Source organism: Bradyrhizobium sp. SZCCHNRI2009, from assembly GCF_032485115.1.
Taxonomy (GTDB): domain Bacteria; phylum Pseudomonadota; class Alphaproteobacteria; order Rhizobiales; family Xanthobacteraceae; genus Bradyrhizobium.
In genome coordinates, this window is record NZ_JAUEUH010000013.1 from 52,377 (window position 1) to 72,323 (window position 19,947).

The window sequence follows — 19,947 nt, forward strand, 5'->3', positions numbered from 1 at the left end:
GACAAGCCCAGGCTCGGCCGTTGGACTTTCGGCGCCGAAGGCGTAGACCTCTACCGTCGACCACGAAAGAGCCGCGGCGCCCATGTCCGAGACTGATCCGCTCACGCTGAAATTTCGCTGTCCGAAGGAGCTGGAAGGCCTCATTCCGCGGCCGGTGCCGGCGCCGATGGGCGTTCCCGACTGGGTCAAGACGATGCCGGCCACCGCGTTCAGCGCGCTCAACCAGGCCGAGGAGCAGACCGTCAAGCGTTGCCCGCCGTTCATCGACGCGATGACGACGGGCTTCCTCATTCCGCTGGTCTGTGACCTCACGGTCGAGGATGGCGGGATCAGTTGGGACAACGAGCTGCCGCCGGGCGGTGCGATCGATTTTCCGCGCTCGCCGATCAGCTTCCACGACGTCGCGCAGGTCACGGGCTCGCCGCTGTTCGAGGCCGACCGCTTCCTGCTCAAGTTTCACAATCTCTGGACGATCGAGGCGCCGGAGGGCTGGGCATTGCTGTTCACGCATCCCGTCAACCGCTTCGACCTGCCCTTCACCACCGTGACCGGACTGGTCGACAGCGACCGCTTTCACGATAGCTTCGTGCATTTTCCGGCGCATTGGCACGACACGTCGTTCCGCGGCGTGCTGCCAAAGGGCACGCCGGTCGCGCAATGCATTCCGGTGAAGCGGCAGGCGTGGACGATGCAGACCTCGGCCTTCACCGAAGAGGAAATCGCGGAGATTCACGAGGTGCGCGAGGCGCTGAAGCGCGAGACCGGCGTCTATCGCAAGCGGTTCAGGGCTTGAGGGCGGCCACGCCGTCGACCTGAAGGAACTTCGCCGCATCGCTCGGCCGGAAAAAGAAGCGGCCATGCGAGCTAACGACCATCGTATAGGCCGCGCGGCTCAACAGATGCGGCCGGCCGCGCACCACCGTGCGCAGCGCCGCCTCGGCCCCGGCGCGGTCGCCCATCTCCATCAGGCACATAGCGAGGTTGGCGCGGGTCTGCGTGTCCTCAGGCCGCAGGCCGAGCGCATGGCGGTAGGTGCCGGCGGCCTCGGCATAGTCGCCGTCGAGGAACTGCACCCAGGCGAGCTCGATCAGGATGTCGGGCCGTCCCGGGGCGGCCTCGCGCGCCGCCAACAGGTGGTTGCGGGCACGAACGCGGTCATTGGCCTGAAGAGAGAGGCGTCCGAGATCGAGCTGGAGGTCGACGCTGTCGGGTGACAGCGTCAGCGCCTCCTCGATCACGGCGATGGCTTCACCAAGCTGTCCCGACTTGGCAAGCCGCCCCGCCAGCTCCTGGAACGCCGGCAGAAAAGCCGGCCGCCGCGCCGCAGTCTTGCGCAACTGCGCGATGCCGTCGGCGGCGCGTCTGGATTCGCACAAGGCAGCGCCGAGCAGTGTCTCGAGGTCCGGATCGCTGCCGCGGAGCGCCGCCTTCTCGAGCGCCGCGATCGCTTCGCTCGCGCGCTGTTGGCCGAGCAGCGCATGGGCCTGGACGAGCAGCGCGGCGCGGTCGGTCCTGGCCGTGCGCAGAATCGAGGCGGCGATCTGCTCGGCGCGCGCGAACTGCCGCGCGCGCAGCGCGTGGATCGCCTCCTGCAGCGCCTGCGCCTGCAATCTGTTCTGCGCCTTGCTCACGACCAGCCGTCACAACGCGAGGGGGTTGGCCGGTAGCTCTAGCCCGCAGGACCCAGGGGTGTCCAGCGGACGGCAGGACGGCTCACCCGAACAGCGGCGTGCCCGGCACGAAGGCGTCGAACGCGGCCCAGAACTGCGAGCGGTAGCGGTCCTGCTCCTGCAGGATCTCGTGCTTGGCACCGGCGATGACGAGATGCGAGCCGGCGCGCAGATGATAGGCGAACTCCTCGATCGCCGCGGTCGACACCACGGTGTCGCTGGACGCCGCCAGCATCAGGATCGGCTGGCGGATCTGGGAGGGATAGGTCATGCCGCGGAAGGTCATCATCGCCGAGAAGGCGGAATCGGCCCAGGCCACCGTCGGCGAGGCGATGCCGAGCGTCGGATCTTCTTCGAGGATCGCGGCGTTGCGGGCATAGCGGACCGGATCGGAGGTCAGAGGATTGTTGACGAACGGCGCCAGCCCGCTGATCTCGTCGTTGCCGCCCGGCACGTAGCGGCCGCCCTGTCCGGCGATGCGCATCGCCCGCAGCAATAGCCGCGCCGGCAGCGCGGTGCGGCTGTCCGGAAGGTCGATCATCGGCGCCGACAGCACGACGCGATCGAACCAGCGCTTGCCGGCATGCGCGAGCCGCAGCAGCACCGTGCCGCCCATCGAATGCGCCAGCGCGAAATAAGGCGGCGGACAATCCGGCAGCACGACTTGCGTGACGAAGGTCTCCACGTCGGTCTCGTAGTCGGAGAACGAGCGCACATAGCCCTTGCGGGAATCGCGCAGGCGCCGCGACGAATGGCCCTGGCCGCGCCAGTCGATGATGGCGACCGCAAAGCCGCGATCGCGCAGATCGCGCACCGTCTCGAAATACTTCTCGATCATCTCGCTGCGGCCGGTGAACACGCACACCGTGCCCTTGCGCCCGGCCGGCGGCGCCCAGCGCGCAAAGCGCAGCTCGGCGCCATCAGGGGTCTTGATGGTGCCGGCAGTGACGTTTTCGGGAACGGGATTGGCGGGAATCGAGACGAGCGTCATGAGGCGCCCATCGAATAGGTGAAAGGCAGCGGGAATCAAGGGGTGGAACGGCAAAAAGAGCAGGTCTTGGGCGCCCTTGAAGGTCGAAACGTCCGGCCCATATCGAGATCGTGCAGGCCGCGTCAGGCTGCACGACAGCCCGGCCCGATGGCGGGCGGGTTTGCCCAACAGTCGCTCAATGGAGGACTTTGACCATGCGTACCTACGACCTCACCCCGTTCTATCGTTCCACCGTCGGTTTCGACCGTCTGTTCTCGCTGCTCGACCAGGCCACCGCCGAGCCCACCCCCGGCTATCCGCCCTACAACATCGAGCGCACCGGTGAGAACGCTTACCGCATCACCGTCGCCGTCTCCGGCTTTGGTAAGGATGAGCTCTCCCTCGTCGCGAAGGAAAACACGCTGACGATCAAGGGCGAGAAGGCCGCCAACGAGAACGGCAAAAAGGCCGAGGTGCTGTATCGCGGCATCGCCGCCCGGGCCTTTGAGCGCTCGTTCCAGCTCGCCGACCACGTGGTGGTGAAGAACGCCAGCCTCGAAAACGGCCTGCTCCACGTCGACCTCGTACGCGAGATTCCGGAAGCGAAGAAGCCCCGCTCGATTCCGATCTCGACCGGCGCGCAGGCCGCCGAGCAGCCGGTGATCGAAGGCTCGGCCGAGAAGGCCGCCGCATAACAGCACATCCTCATTCTGGAATAGGAGCGCCCCGGGCAACCGGGGCGTTTTTTTCATGCCTTGCTGCAGTGCAGTCAAACGATCGTGACCACTGGTAACGGCCTGCTCTCAGCTCGCGAAGACGCCAATGATCGCCTCGCGTCAACCGGGCTTGGAGCCGTGACATGGACCTTCTTCGCACCCTCACCTGCGCCGCCGCGCTGCTGATCTCCGCAGGCCCCGCCCTCGCCGAGCCCGCGCAGCCGCCCAAGGTCCACAACGTCGTGCTGGTGCACGGCGCCTGGGCCGATGGCTCGAGCTGGGCCAAGGTCATCCCCTATCTGCAGGCGGCCGGCCTCAAGGTCACGGCCGTGCAGAATCCGCTGACCTCGCTGGCGGATTCTGCGGCCGCCACCCGCCGCGCCCTGGCCGAGCAGGATGGGCCGGCCGTGCTGGTCGGCCATTCCTGGGGCGGCACGGTCGTGAGCGATGTCGGCACCGATCCAAAGGTCAGCGCGCTGGTCTATGTCGCGGCCCGGGCCCCCGATGCGGGCGAGGATTTCGTCAAGCTCGCCGGGCAATATCCGACACCGCCGGCACGCGCCGGCATCGTCGACCACGACGGCGAGACCAAGCTCAACGAGGACGCCTTCCTGAAGGACTTCGCCAATGGTGTCGATGCGACGACGGCGAAGGAGCTCTATGCGGTGCAATGGCCGACCGCGGCGACGATCTTCGGCAACCGCACCACCCAGGCGGCGTGGCACGACAAGCCGTCATTCTATGCGGTGTCGAAGCAGGACAAGACGATCGATCCGGATTTCGAGCGCTTCCTGGCCCACCGCATGAAGGCGACGACGATCGAGCTGGACGCCGGCACCTGTCGCTGGTGTCGCATCCGAAGGAGATCGCTGATCTGATCCTGAAGGCCGCCGGTCAGCGCGAGTAGTGCGACCGATCGCGCTGGGATCTCATCGGCCGCTCCAAACGACCTGTCATGCCCGCGAAAGCGGGCATCCAGGTCGCCGTGGCAGTCGTGACTGACCGAGATGCCGGGGTTACGTTATCGCCCGGTCGAGCCGGGCGATGACAGCTTTGGTGGTGGCAAGCGGCCGGGCAGACCGTCTGACTGCCTCTATTCCAAACCCTGTACAGCCGGCATCTTTGCCGTCGGCAGGATCTGGGGCACCGGCTTCGCCGTGGGCGCTGCGACGGAGCCGGTCGTCTGCGGCGCGGCCGCGGCCGATTGCACCGGCTTCGGCTCAGAGGGTTTTGCGTCTGAAGCCTTAGCTTCTGAAGCCTTGGCTTCTGAAGGCTTGGCTTCTGAAGGCTTGGCCTCTGAAGCCTTGGCCTCGGCCGGCTTGATGTCCGCGGGGCTGGGCGCGACCGGCTTGACCGCCTCGGCCGGCTTCGGATTGAGCGCGGCGGTCTGCGGTGCCGGAGCACTCGGCCGTGCGGCAGGCGTCGGCACCTTCGGCTGGACCGGCACCGCGGTGGCAACGCGCGGCGCAGCCGGCATCGGCGGCACCAGGCGCGGATCGGCCCGGATCACGCTCGGCGGCGGCAGGCGGTCGAGGCCGCCGCGCGGGCTCGGCTCATAGCGCATCCGCTCGTACTCCTCGCCCCATTGGAACGCCGGCACGAAGCGGAGGATGCGGCCGGAGCGAGCATCGACCACGAGCTTGCCGTCCTCGCCCTGGCGATCGAGCACCGCCACGACCCAGACATTGCCGCGCTGGCGCGGTGCGCCGAGCGGCGAGAAACCGTTGTCGCGCAGAATCGCATAGACCTCATGCACCGGCAGGAACGCCGGTGCATAGCCATACTCCTGCTGGTAGCCGTCCTGACGGTAGACCGGCGCCGGCGGCACATAGCGCTCGTCGCGGTAGCCGTAGTCAGGGCCCGGCCGGTAGCCGTAACGCGGCGGCGGTGCGGGCACGACGGCCGGCGGCGGCAGATCCGAATAAGGCGTATCGAAATCGGAGACCACCGTGTAGGGCGCACGGACGCCCTGTGGCGGCAACGGCTCGGCCTGCGCGGCAAACGGCGCGATCAACGCGGCCGAGACGACTCCAACTAGCAACTTCATGGCTCAAAGCTCCTGCATGCCCCCGCACGTGAAGCCGTTCGCTTCTTCTCAAGTGCCGCGGAAGTTCTGCCGTGATTCCGGCGGTCCTGGGTCGGCGAGAGGGCGGGATCGGGGCGTTAGGTTTCAAAATCGAGCGCGGCGCGTGATCGCCGGCCCGGCCGGATCGATCGGTCAGTGGCAGAAGCGGAAGATTTACCGGGGAATGAGCGTGTGCGGCGCCCGGACCTCAGGACTCCGCAGTGCTTGTGTGATAGGTTAAAGTTTGGCATCTTGCGGTTTAGGACAGAAATGCTGTCTAAAATTTCGTTGCAAAGGTGACCGAGACTTTGCAATGATGTTACGGCGCCTGAGGGCGCTGCGACATGAACAGGCCGCGGTCGTCCAGCGGGGACATGGTCCCCCGGACACTGGCCTGAATTCTGCAAATGCGGCTCGCTGAGAAGGACGAGCGTTGGCTCCGGAGAGGGGCCCGCGCAGCGCCCGGGGTGCGCCGGACGGACTGTACCGGACTGTGGTGAAGGCCCTGACCAATAATTTATGGGGACGGATATGAGCGGATCGAAGGTCGAGCACGGAATTTTGGGCGGCGCGGTGCTGGCTGTGGATTCGCATGAGAAACCGGCCGAGATCACCCGCGAGCTGCATACGTGGCGTCCTGAAGCCGAAGGTCTGTACGACCCGAGCCAGGAGAAGGATTCCTGCGGCGTCGGCTTCATCGCCAACATCAAGGGCCAGAAGTCGCATCAGATCGTCGCGGACGCGCTCAGCATCCTCTGCAATCTGGAGCACCGCGGCGCCGTCGGCGCCGACCCGCGCTTCGGCGACGGCGCCGGCATCCTGGTGCAGATCCCGCACGCCTTCTTTTCGCGCAAGGCGAAGGAGCTCGGCTTCACGCTGCCCGCACCCGGCGAATACGCCATCGGCGCGCTGTTCATGCCGCGCGACGAAGCCTGGCGGAACGTCATCAAGAGCATCATCGCCGACCAGATCGAGGACGAAGGCCTGGTGCTGCTCGGCTGGCGCGACGTGCCGACCGACAACTCCTCGCTGGGGGTGACCGTCAAGCCGACCGAGCCGCGCAGCATGCAGGTGTTCATCGGCCGCAACGGCGCCGCCAAGACCGAGGACGAGTTCGAGCGCAAGCTCTACATCCTCCGCAAGTCGATCTCGCAGGCGATCTATCAGCGCCGCGACCGCGGCATGTCGGGCTATTATCCGTGCTCGATGTCGTGCCGGACCGTGATCTACAAGGGCATGTTCCTGGCCGACCAGCTCGGCAAGTACTACGCCGACCTGCACGAGCCGGACTTCGAGAGCGCGCTGGCGCTGGTGCATCAGCGCTTCTCGACCAACACCTTCCCGACCTGGTCGCTGGCTCACCCGTACCGAATGATCGCGCATAATGGCGAGATCAACACCCTGCGCGGCAACGTCAACTGGATGGCGGCGCGCCAGGCGTCGGTGTCATCGGAGCTGTTCGGCAAGGACATCAGCCGGCTCTGGCCGATCTCCTATGAGGGCCAGTCCGATACCGCCTGCTTCGACAACGCGCTGGAGTTCCTGGTGCAGGGCGGCTACTCGCTGCCGCACGCGGTCATGATGATGATCCCGGAAGCCTGGGCCGGCAATCCGTTGATGAGCGAGGAGCGCCGCTCGTTCTACGAATATCACGCCGCGCTGATGGAGCCGTGGGACGGCCCGGCCGCGATCGCCTTCACCGACGGCCGCCAGATCGGTGCCACGCTCGACCGCAACGGCCTGCGGCCGGCGCGCTATCTCGTCACCAAGGACGACCGCATCGTGATGGCGTCCGAAATGGGCGTCTTGAAGATTCCGGAGGAGCAGATCGTCACCAAATGGCGGCTGCAGCCGGGCAAGATGCTGCTCGTCGATCTCGAGGAGGGTCGCCTGATCCCGGACGACGAGATCAAGGCGCAGCTCGCCGCCAGCCATCCCTACACCGAGTGGCTCGCGCGCACACAGATCCAGGTCGAGAAGCTGCCGGACGCGCCGACCACTGGCGCGCGCACCAACCTGCCGCTGTTGGACCGGCAGCAGGCGTTCGGCTACAGCCAGGAAGACATCGCGATCCTGATGACGCCGATGGCGGCGACCGGCGAGGAGGCCACGGGCTCGATGGGCAACGACACGCCGATCTCGGCGCTGTCGGACAAGCCGAAGCTGCTCTTCACCTACTTCAAGCAGAACTTCGCCCAGGTCACCAACCCGCCGATCGACCCGATCCGCGAGGAGCTGGTGATGAGCCTGGTCTCGATCATCGGTCCGCGGCCGAACCTGTTCGACCTCGAAGGCGTCGCTTCGACCAAGCGGCTCGAGGTGCATCAGCCGATCCTGACCGATGCGGACCTCGAGAAGATCCGCTCGATCTCGCAAGTGTCCGACAGCCACTTCGTCTCGCGCACGCTCGACACCACCTTCGATGCGAGCCTGGGCGCGGCCGGCTTCGAGCAGGTGCTCGACGATCTCTGCGGCCGCGCCGAAGCCGCGGTGCGCGAGGGCGTCAACATCATCATCCTGTCCGACCGCATGGTCTCGGCCGACCGGATTCCGATCCCGTCGCTGCTCGCCTGCGCCGCCGTGCATCATCACCTGATCCGCACCGGCCTGCGCACGTCGGTGGGTCTCGTGGTGGAGTCGGGCGAGCCGCGCGAGGTGCATCACTTCGCCTGCCTGGCCGGCTACGGCGCAGAGGCGATCAATCCTTATCTCGCCTTCGAGACCATCATCGCGCTCAAGGACAAGCTGCCGGGCGCGCTGAGCGACTACGAGGTCGTCAAGCGCTACATCAAGTCGATCGGCAAGGGCCTGCTCAAGGTCATGTCGAAGATGGGCATCTCGACCTACCAGTCCTATTGCGGCGCGCAGATCTTCGACGCGGTCGGCCTGAAGGCCGAGTTCGTGCAGAAGTTCTTCTACGGCACCCACACCCGCATCGAAGGCGTCGGTCTGGCCGAGATCGCCGAGGAGACCACGCGCCGCCACCGCGACGCGTTCGGCGACGCGCTGGTCTACAAGACCGCGCTCGATGTCGGCGGCGAATATGCCTTCCGCACCCGCGGCGAGGACCATGCGTGGACCGCGGAGTCGGTCGCGACGCTGCAGCACGCCGTGCGCGGCAATTCCAGGGAGCGCTACCAGGCGTTCGCGAGGCTGCTCAACGAGCAGTCCGAGCGGCTTCTGACCCTGCGCGGTCTGTTCCGGATCAAGTCGGCCGAGGACGACAAGCGCAAGCCGGTCCCGCTCGACGAGGTCGAGCCGGCCAAGGAGATCGTCAAGCGCTTCGCCACCGGCGCGATGAGCTTCGGCTCGATCTCGCGCGAGGCGCACACCACGCTCGCGATCGCCATGAACCGGATCGGCGGCAAGTCGAACACCGGCGAGGGCGGCGAGGAAGCCGACCGTTTCAAGCCGATGCCGAACGGCGATTCCATGCGCTCGGCGATCAAGCAGGTCGCCTCGGGCCGGTTCGGCGTGACGACGGAATATCTCGTCAACTCCGACATGATGCAGATCAAGATGGCGCAGGGTGCCAAGCCCGGCGAAGGCGGCCAGCTGCCCGGCCACAAGGTCGACGCCACCATCGCCAAGGTGCGTCACTCGACGCCGGGTGTCGGCCTGATCTCGCCGCCGCCGCATCACGACATCTACTCGATCGAGGATCTCGCGCAGCTGATCTACGACCTGAAGAACGTCAATCCCGACGGCCAGGTCTCGGTGAAGCTCGTCTCCGAAGTCGGCGTCGGCACGGTTGCCGCCGGCGTCGCCAAGGCGCGCGCCGACCATGTGACGATCGCCGGCTTCGAGGGCGGCACCGGTGCCTCTCCCCTCACCTCGATCAAGCATGCGGGCTCGCCGTGGGAGATCGGCCTTGCCGAAACGCACCAGACGCTGGTGCGCGAGCGGCTGCGCAGCCGCATCGTGGTCCAGGTCGACGGCGGCTTCCGCACCGGTCGTGACGTCGTCATCGGCGCCCTGCTCGGCGCCGACGAATTCGGCTTCGCCACCGCCCCCTTGATCGCCGCCGGCTGCATCATGATGCGCAAGTGCCATCTCAACACCTGCCCTGTCGGCGTCGCCACCCAGGACCCGGTGCTGCGCAAGCGCTTCACCGGTCAGCCCGAGCACGTGATCAACTTCTTCTTCTTCGTCGCCGAGGAAGTCCGCGAGATCATGGCGAGCCTCGGCTATCGCTCCTTCAATGAGATGGTCGGCCAGACCCAGATGCTCGACCAGTCCCGCCTGGTGGCGCATTGGAAAGCCAAGGGCCTCGACTTCTCCAAGCTGTTCGTCAAGCAGAAGGAGGCGCCGGGCCAGAAGATCCATCACGCCGAGGCGCAGGACCATCACCTCGAGGCCGTGCTCGACCGCAAGCTGATCGAGCAGGCCAAGCCAGCGCTCGACCGTGGCGCGCCGGTCAAGATCGAGGCCGAGATCAACAACACCGACCGTTCGGCGGGCGCGATGCTGTCCGGCGCGGTGGCCAAGATCTACGGCCATGCCGGCCTGCCGCAGGACACCATCCATGTCAGCCTGAAGGGCACCGCCGGCCAGGCCTTCGGCGCCTGGCTCGCCCAAGGCGTCACCTTCGAGCTCGAAGGCGAAGGCAACGACTACGTCGGCAAGGGCCTGTCGGGCGGCCGCATCATCGTCAAGCCGCCGCGCAACTCCGGCATCGTGCCGGAGGAATCGATCATCGTCGGCAACACCGTGATGTACGGCGCGATCTCCGGCGAGTGCTTCTTCCGCGGCATCGCCGGCGAGCGCTTCGCGGTCCGCAACTCCGGCGCGGTCGCCGTGGTCGAGGGCGCGGGCGATCATTGCTGCGAATACATGACCGGCGGCATCGTCGTCGTGCTCGGCAAGACCGGGCGCAACTTCGCGGCCGGCATGTCGGGCGGCGTCGCCTATGTGCTCGATGAGGCCGGTGACTTCGACAAGCACTGCAACATGGCGATGGTCGAGCTCGAGCCGGTGCTGTCCGAGGAGATGATCGCAGAGGACACCTATCACCAGATGGGCGACCTCGAGGCGCATGGCCGGGTCGACGTGTTCAAGAACCTGCTGGCGTCCGACGTCGAGCGGCTGCACGTGCTGATCTCGCGCCACGCCAAGGCGACCGGCTCCAAGCGCGCCGCCGACATCCTGGCGAACTGGAAGGACTATGCGCCGAAGTTCCGCAAGGTGATGCCGGTCGAATACCGCCGTGCCCTGAAGGAGCTCGCCGCCAACGCCGACGCCGAGCCCAAGATCGCGATCGGGGCCTGAGGCGCAGGCCACAACCAAGGCGTCATTGCGAGCGTAGCGACTTGTCCGCCGAAGCCCCTTGGGGCGTAGGCGGAAGCAATCCAGGACCAAAAAGAAAGTCTGGATTGCTTCGTCGCTGACACTCCTCGCAATGACGGAGCGAATGAGAGACGGCGTCATTCCGGGGCGCGCGAAGCGCGAACCCGGAATCTCGCCCCACAACTTCGAGATTCCGGGTCCGGCGCTAACGCGCCGTCCCGGAATGACGGAAACGATGACAAGGGACGTCGTAGGTCATGGGCAAGGTCACAGGTTTTCTCGAAATCGAGCGTCACGATCGCAAGTACGCGCCGGTTGCCGAGCGTCTGAAGAACTTCAACGAGTTCGTGGTACCGCTCTCCGAGAAGGAGCTGCGCGACCAGGCGGCGCGCTGCATGAATTGCGGCATTCCCTATTGCCACGGCACCGGCTCGGCCGCGCCGGGCACCACCGGCTGTCCAGTCAACAACCAGATCCCGGACTGGAACGACCTCGTCTACAACGGCAATTGGGAAGAGGCGTCGCGAAATCTGCACTCGACCAACAACTTCCCCGAGTTCACGGGCCGCATCTGCCCGGCCCCGTGCGAGGCGTCGTGCACGCTGAACATCGACGACAATCCGGTGACCATCAAGACGATCGAATGCGCCATCGTCGACAAGGCCTGGGAGAACGGCTGGCTGAAGCCGGAGCCGGCCGCTGTGAAAACCGGCAAGAAGATTGCGGTCGTCGGCGCCGGCCCCGCCGGCATGGCCTGCGCCCAGCAACTGGCGCGCGCCGGTCACGACGTCCATGTCTTTGAGAAGCACGCCAAGGCCGGCGGCCTGCTGCGCTATGGCATTCCCGACTTCAAAATGGAGAAGGGCATCATCGACCGCCGCATCACCCAGATGGAAGGCGAGGGCGTTACCTTCCACTATGGCGTCAATGTCGGCGGCAAGGACGGCCTCGATGCGACGTCGCTGCTGAAGGATTACGACGCGGTGGCGCTGACCGGCGGCGCGGAAGCCCCGCGCGACCTGCCGATTCCCGGCCGCGATCTCACCGGTATCCATTACGCGATGGACTTCCTGCCGCAGCAGAACCGCCGAGTCGGCAACGAGCCCGTGAACGCGACCGACATCCTGGCCGGCGGCAAGCATGTCGTCGTGATCGGCGGCGGCGACACCGGCAGCGACTGCATCGGCACCTCGCTGCGCCAGGGCGCGCTGTCGGTGACCCAGCTCGAGATCATGCCGGCGCCGCCGGAGCGTGAGAACAAGGCGCTGACCTGGCCGAACTGGCCGCTGAAGATGCGGACGTCGTCGAGCCAGGCCGAAGGCGCGGCGCGCGAGTTCGCGGTGCTGACCCAGAAGTTCGAAGGCGAGAAGGGCGCGGTCAAGAAGCTGCATTGCGTCCGCGTCGACGCGCAGTTCAAGCCGATTCCCGGCACCGAGTTCGTGCTCGCGGCCGATCTGGTGCTGCTGGCGATGGGCTTCGTCCATCCGGTGCATGAGGGCCTGCTCAAGAACCTCGGCGTCGATCTCGACCCGCGCGGCAACGTCAAGGCCAACCTGACGGAATACCAGACCTCGCTGCCGAAGGTCTTCTCCGCCGGCGATATGCGCCGCGGCCAGTCCCTGGTGGTGTGGGCGATCCGCGAGGGCCGCCTGTGCGCCCAGGCCGTCGACAAGTTCCTGATGGGCAAGACCGAGCTGCCGCGCTGAGCCGTGGCGTGAACACCCTGTTTCGCTAACTGGACGGGCCTTGCACCGACTGTTGGATCAAGATCGCGTCCAGTCAGCGGAACGTGAAACAAAAAGGGGTGGGGGCTTCCTCGACATGAATCTCCGTACGGCCTGAAGTGGCAGGTCAGGTCGACGGTCCATGATCGATCGGATGAGCGTCGAAGCGTCAGGGTCGACGTGTCACCGTGAAGCCCCCACCCGTCCTGGCCATCGGGCCAGCTCGGATGAGCCGCGCCTCGCGCGGCTCCGATGTCAGGCGGGATGAGGCCGCGTGCAGCGACAGCGGCCCGGCTCGGCAGCGGGCGTGCCTTCGAGGATTGCGCGCACCGCGAGCATCACGATGTCAGCCATGTGGACGGTCCCCACTGTTCGACGGCAGGACGCCGCGAGCCCCTTGGTTCCCGCAACCTAAAGCTGCGACTCTTAAGATAAGCACAATGGCCGCGGCGGCATTCCATTCAAATGCAGTTCGCGCGTGATCATGTCCGCGCTGATCACGCGAATACGCGTTTTGACTCGCGTCATCGGAGAGTGATCAGGCCTTGGTCCTTGCCCAGATGTCTTCGACCGGCACCGGCGGCGTCACCCGGAATATCTCGTCGATGACGCGGCCGAGTTCGGCAGCGCTCTCGATCACACGCTCCTCGACGACTTCGCCATCGCGCGCCTGCCGCTGATAGCGGCGGGTGACCAGCTTGTGACGTATGCCGGGCTCGACACGCTCCATCATCAGCGTATGCGTGGCCGGCACGTTCGGGCTGGTCGAGGTGTACCAGCTGCCGAGCACATAATCGGCATGGATCTGCGGCGCGAGGTCGAACGCATACATCATGCGCCAGCCCGTCGGCTGCTTCGCGCTGACCGTATAGAGCCCGTCCCACGTGCCGACGCGGAACGTTCCCATCGGCGTCTGCTGCTCGGGTCCGAGCTCGAGACGAATGGGCGCATCCATCATGCAGATGCCGAAGCCGACATCGACGAGATACGGGCGGCCATCGACCTCGACCAGCAGCATCATGTGCTGGCGCGGCCCGAGCGGATCGGTCGGCGCCGAGCGCCAGCGCACCCGGCCGGCCAGGCCGGTGGTCTTGAATCCGATCGCCTCAAGCACCGCCTGGAACAGCACGTTCTGCTCGAAGCAGTAGCCGCCGCGGCGGCCGAGCACGAGCTTCTGTTGCACGGACCGCAGGTCGACATGGACGGGACGGCCCATCAGCGGATCGAGCGCCTCGAACGGCAGCGCGTCGACATGCGCGGCCTGCAGCGCTGCGAGCGTCGACAGGTCGGGCGCGAGCGGCCCGCGATAGTCGATGCGGGCGAGATAGGAATCCAGTTGAAGCTCGCAGGCCATCGCAACGCTTTCCCGTCAGCTCTCGATGCGCTTCCAGATCACATCGACGGGCACCGGCAGCGTGAGCCCGAACACCTCCTCGATGACGCTGCGCAGCGTCTCGGGCGTTTCGATGATCTGTTCGCTCCTCACCTCGCCATCGCGCGCTTCGATGACCAGGCGGCGATTGACCAGCTTGTAGCGCGCCTCACGCGTCAACCGCTCCAGGATCAGCATCGAGGTGAACGGCGTCAACGGGCTGGTCGAGGTGAACCAGTTGCCGAGCACATAGTCGGCATGAATCTGCGGCACCAGATCAAACACATACATCGTGCGCCAGCCGGCCGGCTGCTTCGCCGCGAGCCAATACAGCCCATCAGACAGCGTCAGACGGAACGTACCCATCGCGGTCGGCTGCTCGATGTCGGCAACCATCTGCAGCGGCGTATCGAGCAGGCAGGAGCCGAAACCGACATCGGCGAGATGAGGCCCCTCCGGCAGGTCCACCTTCAGCATCATGTGCGTGCGCGGCGTCAGCGGCGCATCGGCATCGAGCCGCCAGCGCACCCGCGCCGAGAGCGGCGTCACCGCAAAGCCGATCACCTGCAGCGCCGCTTTCAAGAGCGCATTCTGCTCGAAGCAATAGCCGCCGCGGCGGCCGTCGACGATCTTGGCCTGGACCGAGGCGAGATCGATGTTCACGGGCCGGCCGAGCAGCGGATCGATGCCTTCGAAGGCGATCGCATCGACATGGGCGGCCTGCAATCCGGCCAGCGTCTCGAGCGTCGGCGCCAGCGGCCCGCGATAGCCGATGCGCACGAGATATTTATCCAGATCGAATGCGCCCAGCATCGGCTCTGCTCCCTGTCTCGGACGAGCCCATAGCACGACGCCGCCGTGCCCGGCCAGAACGGGACCGCGCACGTGCCCAAGCTCGGCTCATCCCGTCTGCCGGCTCCAGCGCTCGGCAAAGCGATGCAGCGGCAGGAAGGTCTCCAACAGCTCGCGCCCCAATGGCGTCAGCTCGTAGCCGCTGTCGCCCAGCACGATGAAGCCCGCCTCGCGCAGCTCGTCCAGCCGCGCCTGCAACACGGTCGGCGAGGCCTCGTCGCAGGCCGCGCGCAGCGCCCGGGAGGTCAAGGCGTCGTCGCGCAGCTCCCAGACGATGCGCAGGCACCAGCGCCGGCCCAACAGATCGAGCAGCGCCATGACCGGCCGGCCCGAGCGCGAGCCGCGCACCCGGCGCGGTTGAACGTCTTTCGGCACGAAAACTCTCCAACAGCTTGCCAAGCGCTACGGAAAGCGTAGCATACTGCTACAGTAAATGTAGCACCGCACAGGAGGAACCGCCATGCCCCGGATCGCCCCGCAGCAGCCGCCCTACCCGGCCGACATCCAGGCGCAATTCGACCAGATCATGCGCGGGGCGCCGCCCTTGATGCTGTTCCGGGTGATGGCCGGCCATGCGCGCGCCTGGACCAAATTTCGCGGCGGCAGCCTGCTCGACCGCGGCCCGCTGTCCCTGCGTCAGCGCGAGATCGTCATCGATCGGACCTGCGCGCTGAATGCGTGCGAGTACGAATGGGGCGTGCACGTCCGCATCTTTGGCTCAGACGCCGGCCTGACGGCGCAACAGATCGACGCCACCGTGAATGCACCGGCCGACGCGGCGTGCTGGTCGGCCCCCGAACAGGCCCTGATCGCTGCGGTCGATGCCTTGCACCAACGGTCGACCTTGAGCGACGACGAATTCGCCCGCCTCCGCCTGCATCATGATGAGGATCAGGTGCTGGAAATCATCCTGCTGTGCGGCTTCTATCGCACCGTGTCGTATGTCGCGAACGCACTGCAGCTGCCGCTGGAGGCCGATGCGGCACGATTCAACGCAGGCTGACCGGTTTTCCCAAGTGCGCGGCAGCCGGGCGCCCGCAAACGACGCTTCGAGCTAGGCCACCCCGGCCCGCAACAGATCGTGCATGTGCAGGATGCCGACTGGCTTCAAGCCATCCGTCACGATGAGCGTCGTGATCTTGGCGGAGTTCAGGATCTCCAGCGCCTCGGAGGCCAGCGCCTCGCGGCGCACGGTGCGCGGGTTCGCGGTCATGATCTCGTCGACCGAGGCGGACAAGAGATCGGCGCGCATCTTCCGGCGGAGGTCGCCGTCGGTGATGATGCCGGCGACGTGACCACGAGCATCGACGATGACCACGCAGCCGAGCCCCTTGGCCGACATCTCGGCCAGCGCATCCGGCATGCCGGTGCCGAGCGGCTTCAGCGGCACCGCGTCGCCCGAGCGCATCAGGTCCGAGATGTGCTTGAGCATGGCGCCGAGCTTGCCGCCCGGATGGAAATTGGCGAACTCCAGCGCGGTGAAGCCGCGGCCTTCGAGCAGCGCGATCGCGAGCGCATCGCCGATCGCGGCCTGCATCAGGGTCGAGGTGGTCGGCGCCAGATTGTGCGGGCAGGCCTCGCGCGCCTTCGGCAGCTCCAGCACGATGCGCGCCGCCTGCCCCAGCGACGATTGCGCATTCGAGGTGACCGCGATCAGCGGGATGGCGAAGCGCTTGGTATAGTTGACCAGCGTCTTCATCTCCGGCTGCTCGCCGGACCACGACAGCGCGATGACGACGTCGTCGGAGGTGATCATGCCGAGATCGCCATGGCCAGCCTCGGCGGAATGCACGAAGAACGCGGGCGTTCCGGTCGAGGCGAGCGTGGCGGCCATCTTGCGGGCGACGTGGCCGGACTTGCCGAGACCGGTGAGGATCGCCCGGCCCTTCGCCTGGCGGATCAGTTCGACGGCGGCGGCGAAGGCCGCTCCCAGAGGTCCCGACAGCGCCGCGGAGATCGCGGCAATGCCGTTGCTGCCGGCATCGAGCGTGCGCAGTGCCGACTGGATATCTGCGTTGGCGGGAGCGGTGTCGGGCAACGGCTTCGATCTCGGCATGCGGACTTCCAAGGCTGAACAGTCAGGCGCCGCTCTTTAGCATGGGTAAGGCAGCAAGGCGCCATCAACAGCCCATTAACCATATTTGTTTTTACTCCCTTAACGACGCGGTTTGCCGGGCGGTGCGGGTGTCCCGACGACGCAATTGATTTTGTTGGAGTATTTTCATCGTGGGGTGGAGGCCTGACAGCGGCCGCGCGAGGCGCGCGCGAAGGCGCGCGGTGTGGCGCGGCGCCTCCGCCGCATGCCTGCTGCTCGGCGCGCTCGGCCCCGATGCGGCCCACTCCCAGACCATCGACGTGTTCCGGCCGGTGCGCGACGGCTTCCTGGCTCCGCAGGACTCCCCGTTGCGGCGGACCGTGGTCAGCGGCCTGACCGATGCCGTCCCGACGCCAGGGCTGCCCGCGACGCCTGCGCCGACCAGCTCGGCCGCACGACGAAATCTGGTCCCCCTGCCCGGTGTACCCGCGGCCAGCGGCGCATCCGATGTCGGCTATGATTCGCTGAATCGCACGCGCAAGAAGCCGAGATACTATCCCGCCCAGGCGCGGCCCAAGCCGGCGCCGGGCCCCGGCACGCGGCCGTCCGGCGAGCTCACCGGCCAGTTGCGCCCGACCCTGCCGCCCTCGGCCTCCGCCAACCGGCAGCCGCTCCCGCCTGCCATGGCCGGCACCGTGCCCGGCCAGCCGCCGCGCAAGCGCCTCAGAATCGACGACGACCCGTTCGGCGCGGTCGGCGACTACGCCGGGCCGTTCCTGATCAAGGGCGCGGTGGAGCTCTCGGCCGGCTATGACAGCAACCCGGCCCGCCTCGCCAAGCCGCGCGGCATGCCGGCCTGGGTGATCGCGCCGGAATTCCTGGCGGTGTCGAACTGGGAGCGTCACGCCCTCGTCGCCGACCTGCGGGGCTCCTTCACCGGCTATGGCAGCACCCTGCCGGCTATCATGGATGGCGGCATCAATTCGGCGCCGACCACGCTCGACCGCCCCGACTTCACCGGCCATGTCGACGGCCGCCTCGACGTCAGCCGCGACACCTCGGTCGGCGCCCAGCTCCGGCTGCGTGCCGCGACCGACAATCCCGGCAGTCCCAGCGTGCAAGCTGGATTGGCGCGCTATCCGGTCTACACCACGCTCGGCACCACCGTCGGCATCGACCAGCGCTTCAACCGGCTGCAGATTTCGGCGGGCGCCACCGCCGATCGCACCAGCTATCAGCAGAGCAAGCTGACCGACGGCACGATGACGTCGAACGACGACCGCAACTACAACCAGTTCGGCGGCATCGGCCGGGTGTCCTACGAGGTCATGCCCGGCCTGAAGCCGTTCGCCGAGATCCAGGGCGACAGCCGCGTGCACGACCAGCGGGTCGATCGCTCGGGCTATCAGCGCGACTCCTCGGGCGGCTATGCCAAGGCCGGCACCTCGTTCGAGTTCACCCGGCTCCTGACCGGCGAGGTCTCGATGGGCTATGCCACGCGCAGCTATGTCGACCCGCGGCTCAACCGGCTGCAGGGCTTCCTCACCACGGCCTCGCTGGTGTGGTCGGCGACGCCGCTGACCACCGCGCGGTTTCTCTCCGACACGCAGCTCGCAGAAACGACGGTGGCCGGCGCCTCCGGCGTGCTGGTGCGCACCTACACGGTGCAGGTCGACCACGATTTCCGCCGCTGGCTGACCGGCATCGGCAAGTTCAGCTTCGGCACGCTCGACTATCAGGGCTACGGCCGCAGCGACCGCACCTATTCGGCCGAAGGCAACCTCGTCTACAAGATGTCGCGGAACGTCTGGGTCAAGGGCACGCTGCGCTACGACAAGCTGGATTCGAACATCACCGGCGCCGGCTCATCGGGCACGGTGGTGATGCTGGGTGTGCGACTGCAGAATTAAGTCCCGCTCTTTCCCGGTCATTGCGAGCAGCGCAGCGACGAAGCAATCCAGGGCGCCGCGCGCGACTCTGGATTGCTTCGCTGCTGTTCAGCCCGGAGACATAGCTTACACCTGTTCGGGGACATAGTTGACAGTTTTGGGGTCGCGCAGATCAATCGCTGCGATCTGATGTGCGGCAAAGAAAATTCCGAACTTTCCGTCGGCACTGAGTGGCCGGATAGCCAGCCGCTCACCTCGGAAGGCTTGCGGGACTTTCCAGAGCCGCCCCTCGAAACTGACGTAGGCCTTCGTGCTCGACACGGAACGGATGCTCTCACCCTCGTCGTATTCGACGATCGGAAGCCGGTCTGGCATCGCACGTTGGCTCGGTTGATAGCGGCTTGCCGGCACGTCGAAGTTCAAGGCCTCGTGCGGCCGGTCGAGATTGTAGACGGAGCGCCATCCGTCGAGTGCCCGCTGGACATCGGGAAGATCACGGTAGCGCCTGAAGGCAAACACCTCGGCCTTCAGACTACGGTGGAAGCGTTCGTTCTTGCCGCGGCTCTGAGGATGGTAGGGCCGGCTGTGGATCGTTCGAACGCCGAGCTTCAGAAGCCAGACCGTCAACGCGGTCCAGGGGTCTTCGAGGGTAAATCCCCAGGGGCCACCATTGTCGACGAACATCGCATCCGGCAGTCCATAACGGCGGAACGTCGTCTCCAAATGTCCTTTGACCGTAGAGCCGCGCTCGTTGTCACAAGCCGCCAGGCACAACGAGAAGCGGGAGTGATCGTCCAACGCTGTCAGCGGATGACAGGACACACCATTCTCCAGCGCACTGTGCCCCTTGAAGTCCATCTGCCACAGCTGATTGGGCGCATCCTTCTCGAACCGCGTGTAGGGCTGTCCGGGCGTGCCTGCAGGCTCGACCACTCGATCGTAGCGGCGCAGGATGGTGTGCACGGTAGATATCGCCGGGACAGCTTGACCATCACGCTCAAGACACCGTGCAAGCTTGCGCGCGCCCCAGGCCGGGTGAGCATCGCGCAATGCGACAATCTGCTGCTCGGTCGCAGCCGCGGTGCGCTCCGGACTTCGATGAGGCCGCCGCGACCGATCCGCCAGCGCCGTGTCCCCAGCGTCGTGCCGCTGGATCCATTTGTAGCCCGTCTGAGGGCTGATGCCGAACCGCCGACACAGCTCCCGCCGGTTCGCCCCTTCCTGCTTGGCAAGCATCACAAACTCTCGTCGCTGGTCCATGACAGACACCTCTCGCCACGGCATCGCTCGCCCCTCTGCTTGACGAATCGAGCCGATTTTGAAGTGTCAACCATCTCCCCGAACACCCGTCAGCTATGTCCCCGGGCT

Annotated in this window: 14 protein-coding genes and 1 pseudogene; 7 read left to right on the plus strand and 8 right to left on the minus strand. The window is 66.5% G+C overall.

Translation table 11 applies throughout. The features are described from left to right. The first annotated feature begins 82 nt into the window (after window positions 1–82). Window positions 83–793, plus strand: coding sequence for a hypothetical protein (locus QX041_RS32155; RefSeq protein WP_315825440.1), 711 nt, complete (start codon window positions 83–85; stop codon window positions 791–793). On the opposite strand, the gene QX041_RS32160 is transcribed toward QX041_RS32155, so the two are convergent. Then, window positions 783–1,631: a tetratricopeptide repeat protein gene (locus tag QX041_RS32160; protein ID WP_316167862.1), complete on the minus strand. Its 849-nt coding sequence runs from the start codon at window positions 1,629–1,631 to the stop codon at window positions 783–785. The genes QX041_RS32155 and QX041_RS32160 overlap by 11 nt on opposite strands. Before the next feature lie 82 nt (window positions 1,632–1,713). Then, on the minus strand, window positions 1,714–2,661 hold the full coding sequence (locus QX041_RS32165) for an alpha/beta hydrolase (protein WP_315716559.1): 948 nt from the start codon (window positions 2,659–2,661) through the stop codon (window positions 1,714–1,716). Window positions 2,662–2,855: 194 nt separating this feature from the next. Here QX041_RS32165 and QX041_RS32170 point away from each other — a divergent pair, with 194 nt between their 5' ends. Next, on the plus strand, window positions 2,856–3,335 hold the full coding sequence (locus QX041_RS32170; protein WP_315716558.1) for an Hsp20 family protein: 480 nt from the start codon (window positions 2,856–2,858) through the stop codon (window positions 3,333–3,335). A gap of 164 nt (window positions 3,336–3,499) precedes the next feature. Continuing rightward, window positions 3,500–4,263, plus strand: a pseudogene (locus tag QX041_RS32175) (alpha/beta fold hydrolase). A gap of 186 nt (window positions 4,264–4,449) precedes the next feature. On the opposite strand, the gene QX041_RS32180 reads toward QX041_RS32175, so the two are convergent. Continuing rightward, window positions 4,450–5,403, minus strand: coding sequence for a hypothetical protein (locus QX041_RS32180; RefSeq protein ID WP_316167864.1), 954 nt, complete (start codon window positions 5,401–5,403; stop codon window positions 4,450–4,452). Window positions 5,404–5,952: 549 nt separating this feature from the next. On the opposite strand from QX041_RS32180, the gene gltB reads away from it, so the two are divergent. Next, the gene (gltB, locus tag QX041_RS32185) at window positions 5,953–10,689 is read left to right on the plus strand and encodes a glutamate synthase large subunit (protein ID WP_316167866.1); all 4,737 of its coding nucleotides are present in this window, start codon (window positions 5,953–5,955) and stop codon (window positions 10,687–10,689) included. Window positions 10,690–10,964: 275 nt separating this feature from the next. Next, window positions 10,965–12,413: a glutamate synthase subunit beta gene (locus QX041_RS32190; protein WP_316167868.1), complete on the plus strand. Its 1,449-nt coding sequence runs from the start codon at window positions 10,965–10,967 to the stop codon at window positions 12,411–12,413. 556 nt (window positions 12,414–12,969) lie between these two features. Here the strand turns inward: QX041_RS32190 and QX041_RS32195 are convergent. From QX041_RS32195 to QX041_RS32205, 3 genes are all read right to left on the minus strand, one after another. Beyond that, on the minus strand, window positions 12,970–13,785 hold the full coding sequence (locus tag QX041_RS32195) for an arylamine N-acetyltransferase (RefSeq protein WP_315753662.1): 816 nt from the start codon (window positions 13,783–13,785) through the stop codon (window positions 12,970–12,972). Window positions 13,786–13,800: 15 nt separating this feature from the next. Further along, window positions 13,801–14,616, minus strand: coding sequence for an arylamine N-acetyltransferase (locus QX041_RS32200; protein WP_316167870.1), 816 nt, complete (start codon window positions 14,614–14,616; stop codon window positions 13,801–13,803). An 87-nt stretch (window positions 14,617–14,703) separates the two neighbouring features. Then, window positions 14,704–14,973, minus strand: a complete 270-nt coding sequence (locus QX041_RS32205) for a winged helix-turn-helix transcriptional regulator (RefSeq protein ID WP_315716709.1) — start codon at window positions 14,971–14,973, stop codon at window positions 14,704–14,706. A 142-nt stretch (window positions 14,974–15,115) separates the two neighbouring features. Here QX041_RS32205 and QX041_RS32210 point away from each other — a divergent pair, with 142 nt between their 5' ends. Further along, on the plus strand, window positions 15,116–15,658 hold the full coding sequence (locus tag QX041_RS32210) for a carboxymuconolactone decarboxylase family protein (protein ID WP_316167872.1): 543 nt from the start codon (window positions 15,116–15,118) through the stop codon (window positions 15,656–15,658). Window positions 15,659–15,709: 51 nt separating this feature from the next. On the opposite strand, the gene QX041_RS32215 is transcribed toward QX041_RS32210, so the two are convergent. Continuing rightward, window positions 15,710–16,711, minus strand: a complete 1,002-nt coding sequence (locus QX041_RS32215) for a KpsF/GutQ family sugar-phosphate isomerase (RefSeq protein WP_316167874.1) — start codon at window positions 16,709–16,711, stop codon at window positions 15,710–15,712. 170 nt (window positions 16,712–16,881) lie between these two features. Here QX041_RS32215 and QX041_RS32220 point away from each other — a divergent pair, with 170 nt between their 5' ends. Next, entirely contained in the window at window positions 16,882–18,600 is a 1,719-nt protein-coding gene (locus QX041_RS32220) for an outer membrane beta-barrel protein (RefSeq protein ID WP_315716549.1), read from the plus strand. 105 nt (window positions 18,601–18,705) lie between these two features. Here QX041_RS32220 and QX041_RS32225 read toward each other — a convergent pair whose 3' ends face one another. Then, the gene (locus QX041_RS32225) at window positions 18,706–19,863 is read right to left on the minus strand and encodes an IS481 family transposase (protein WP_315759740.1); all 1,158 of its coding nucleotides are present in this window, start codon (window positions 19,861–19,863) and stop codon (window positions 18,706–18,708) included. Window positions 19,864–19,947: the final 84 nt, after the last annotated feature.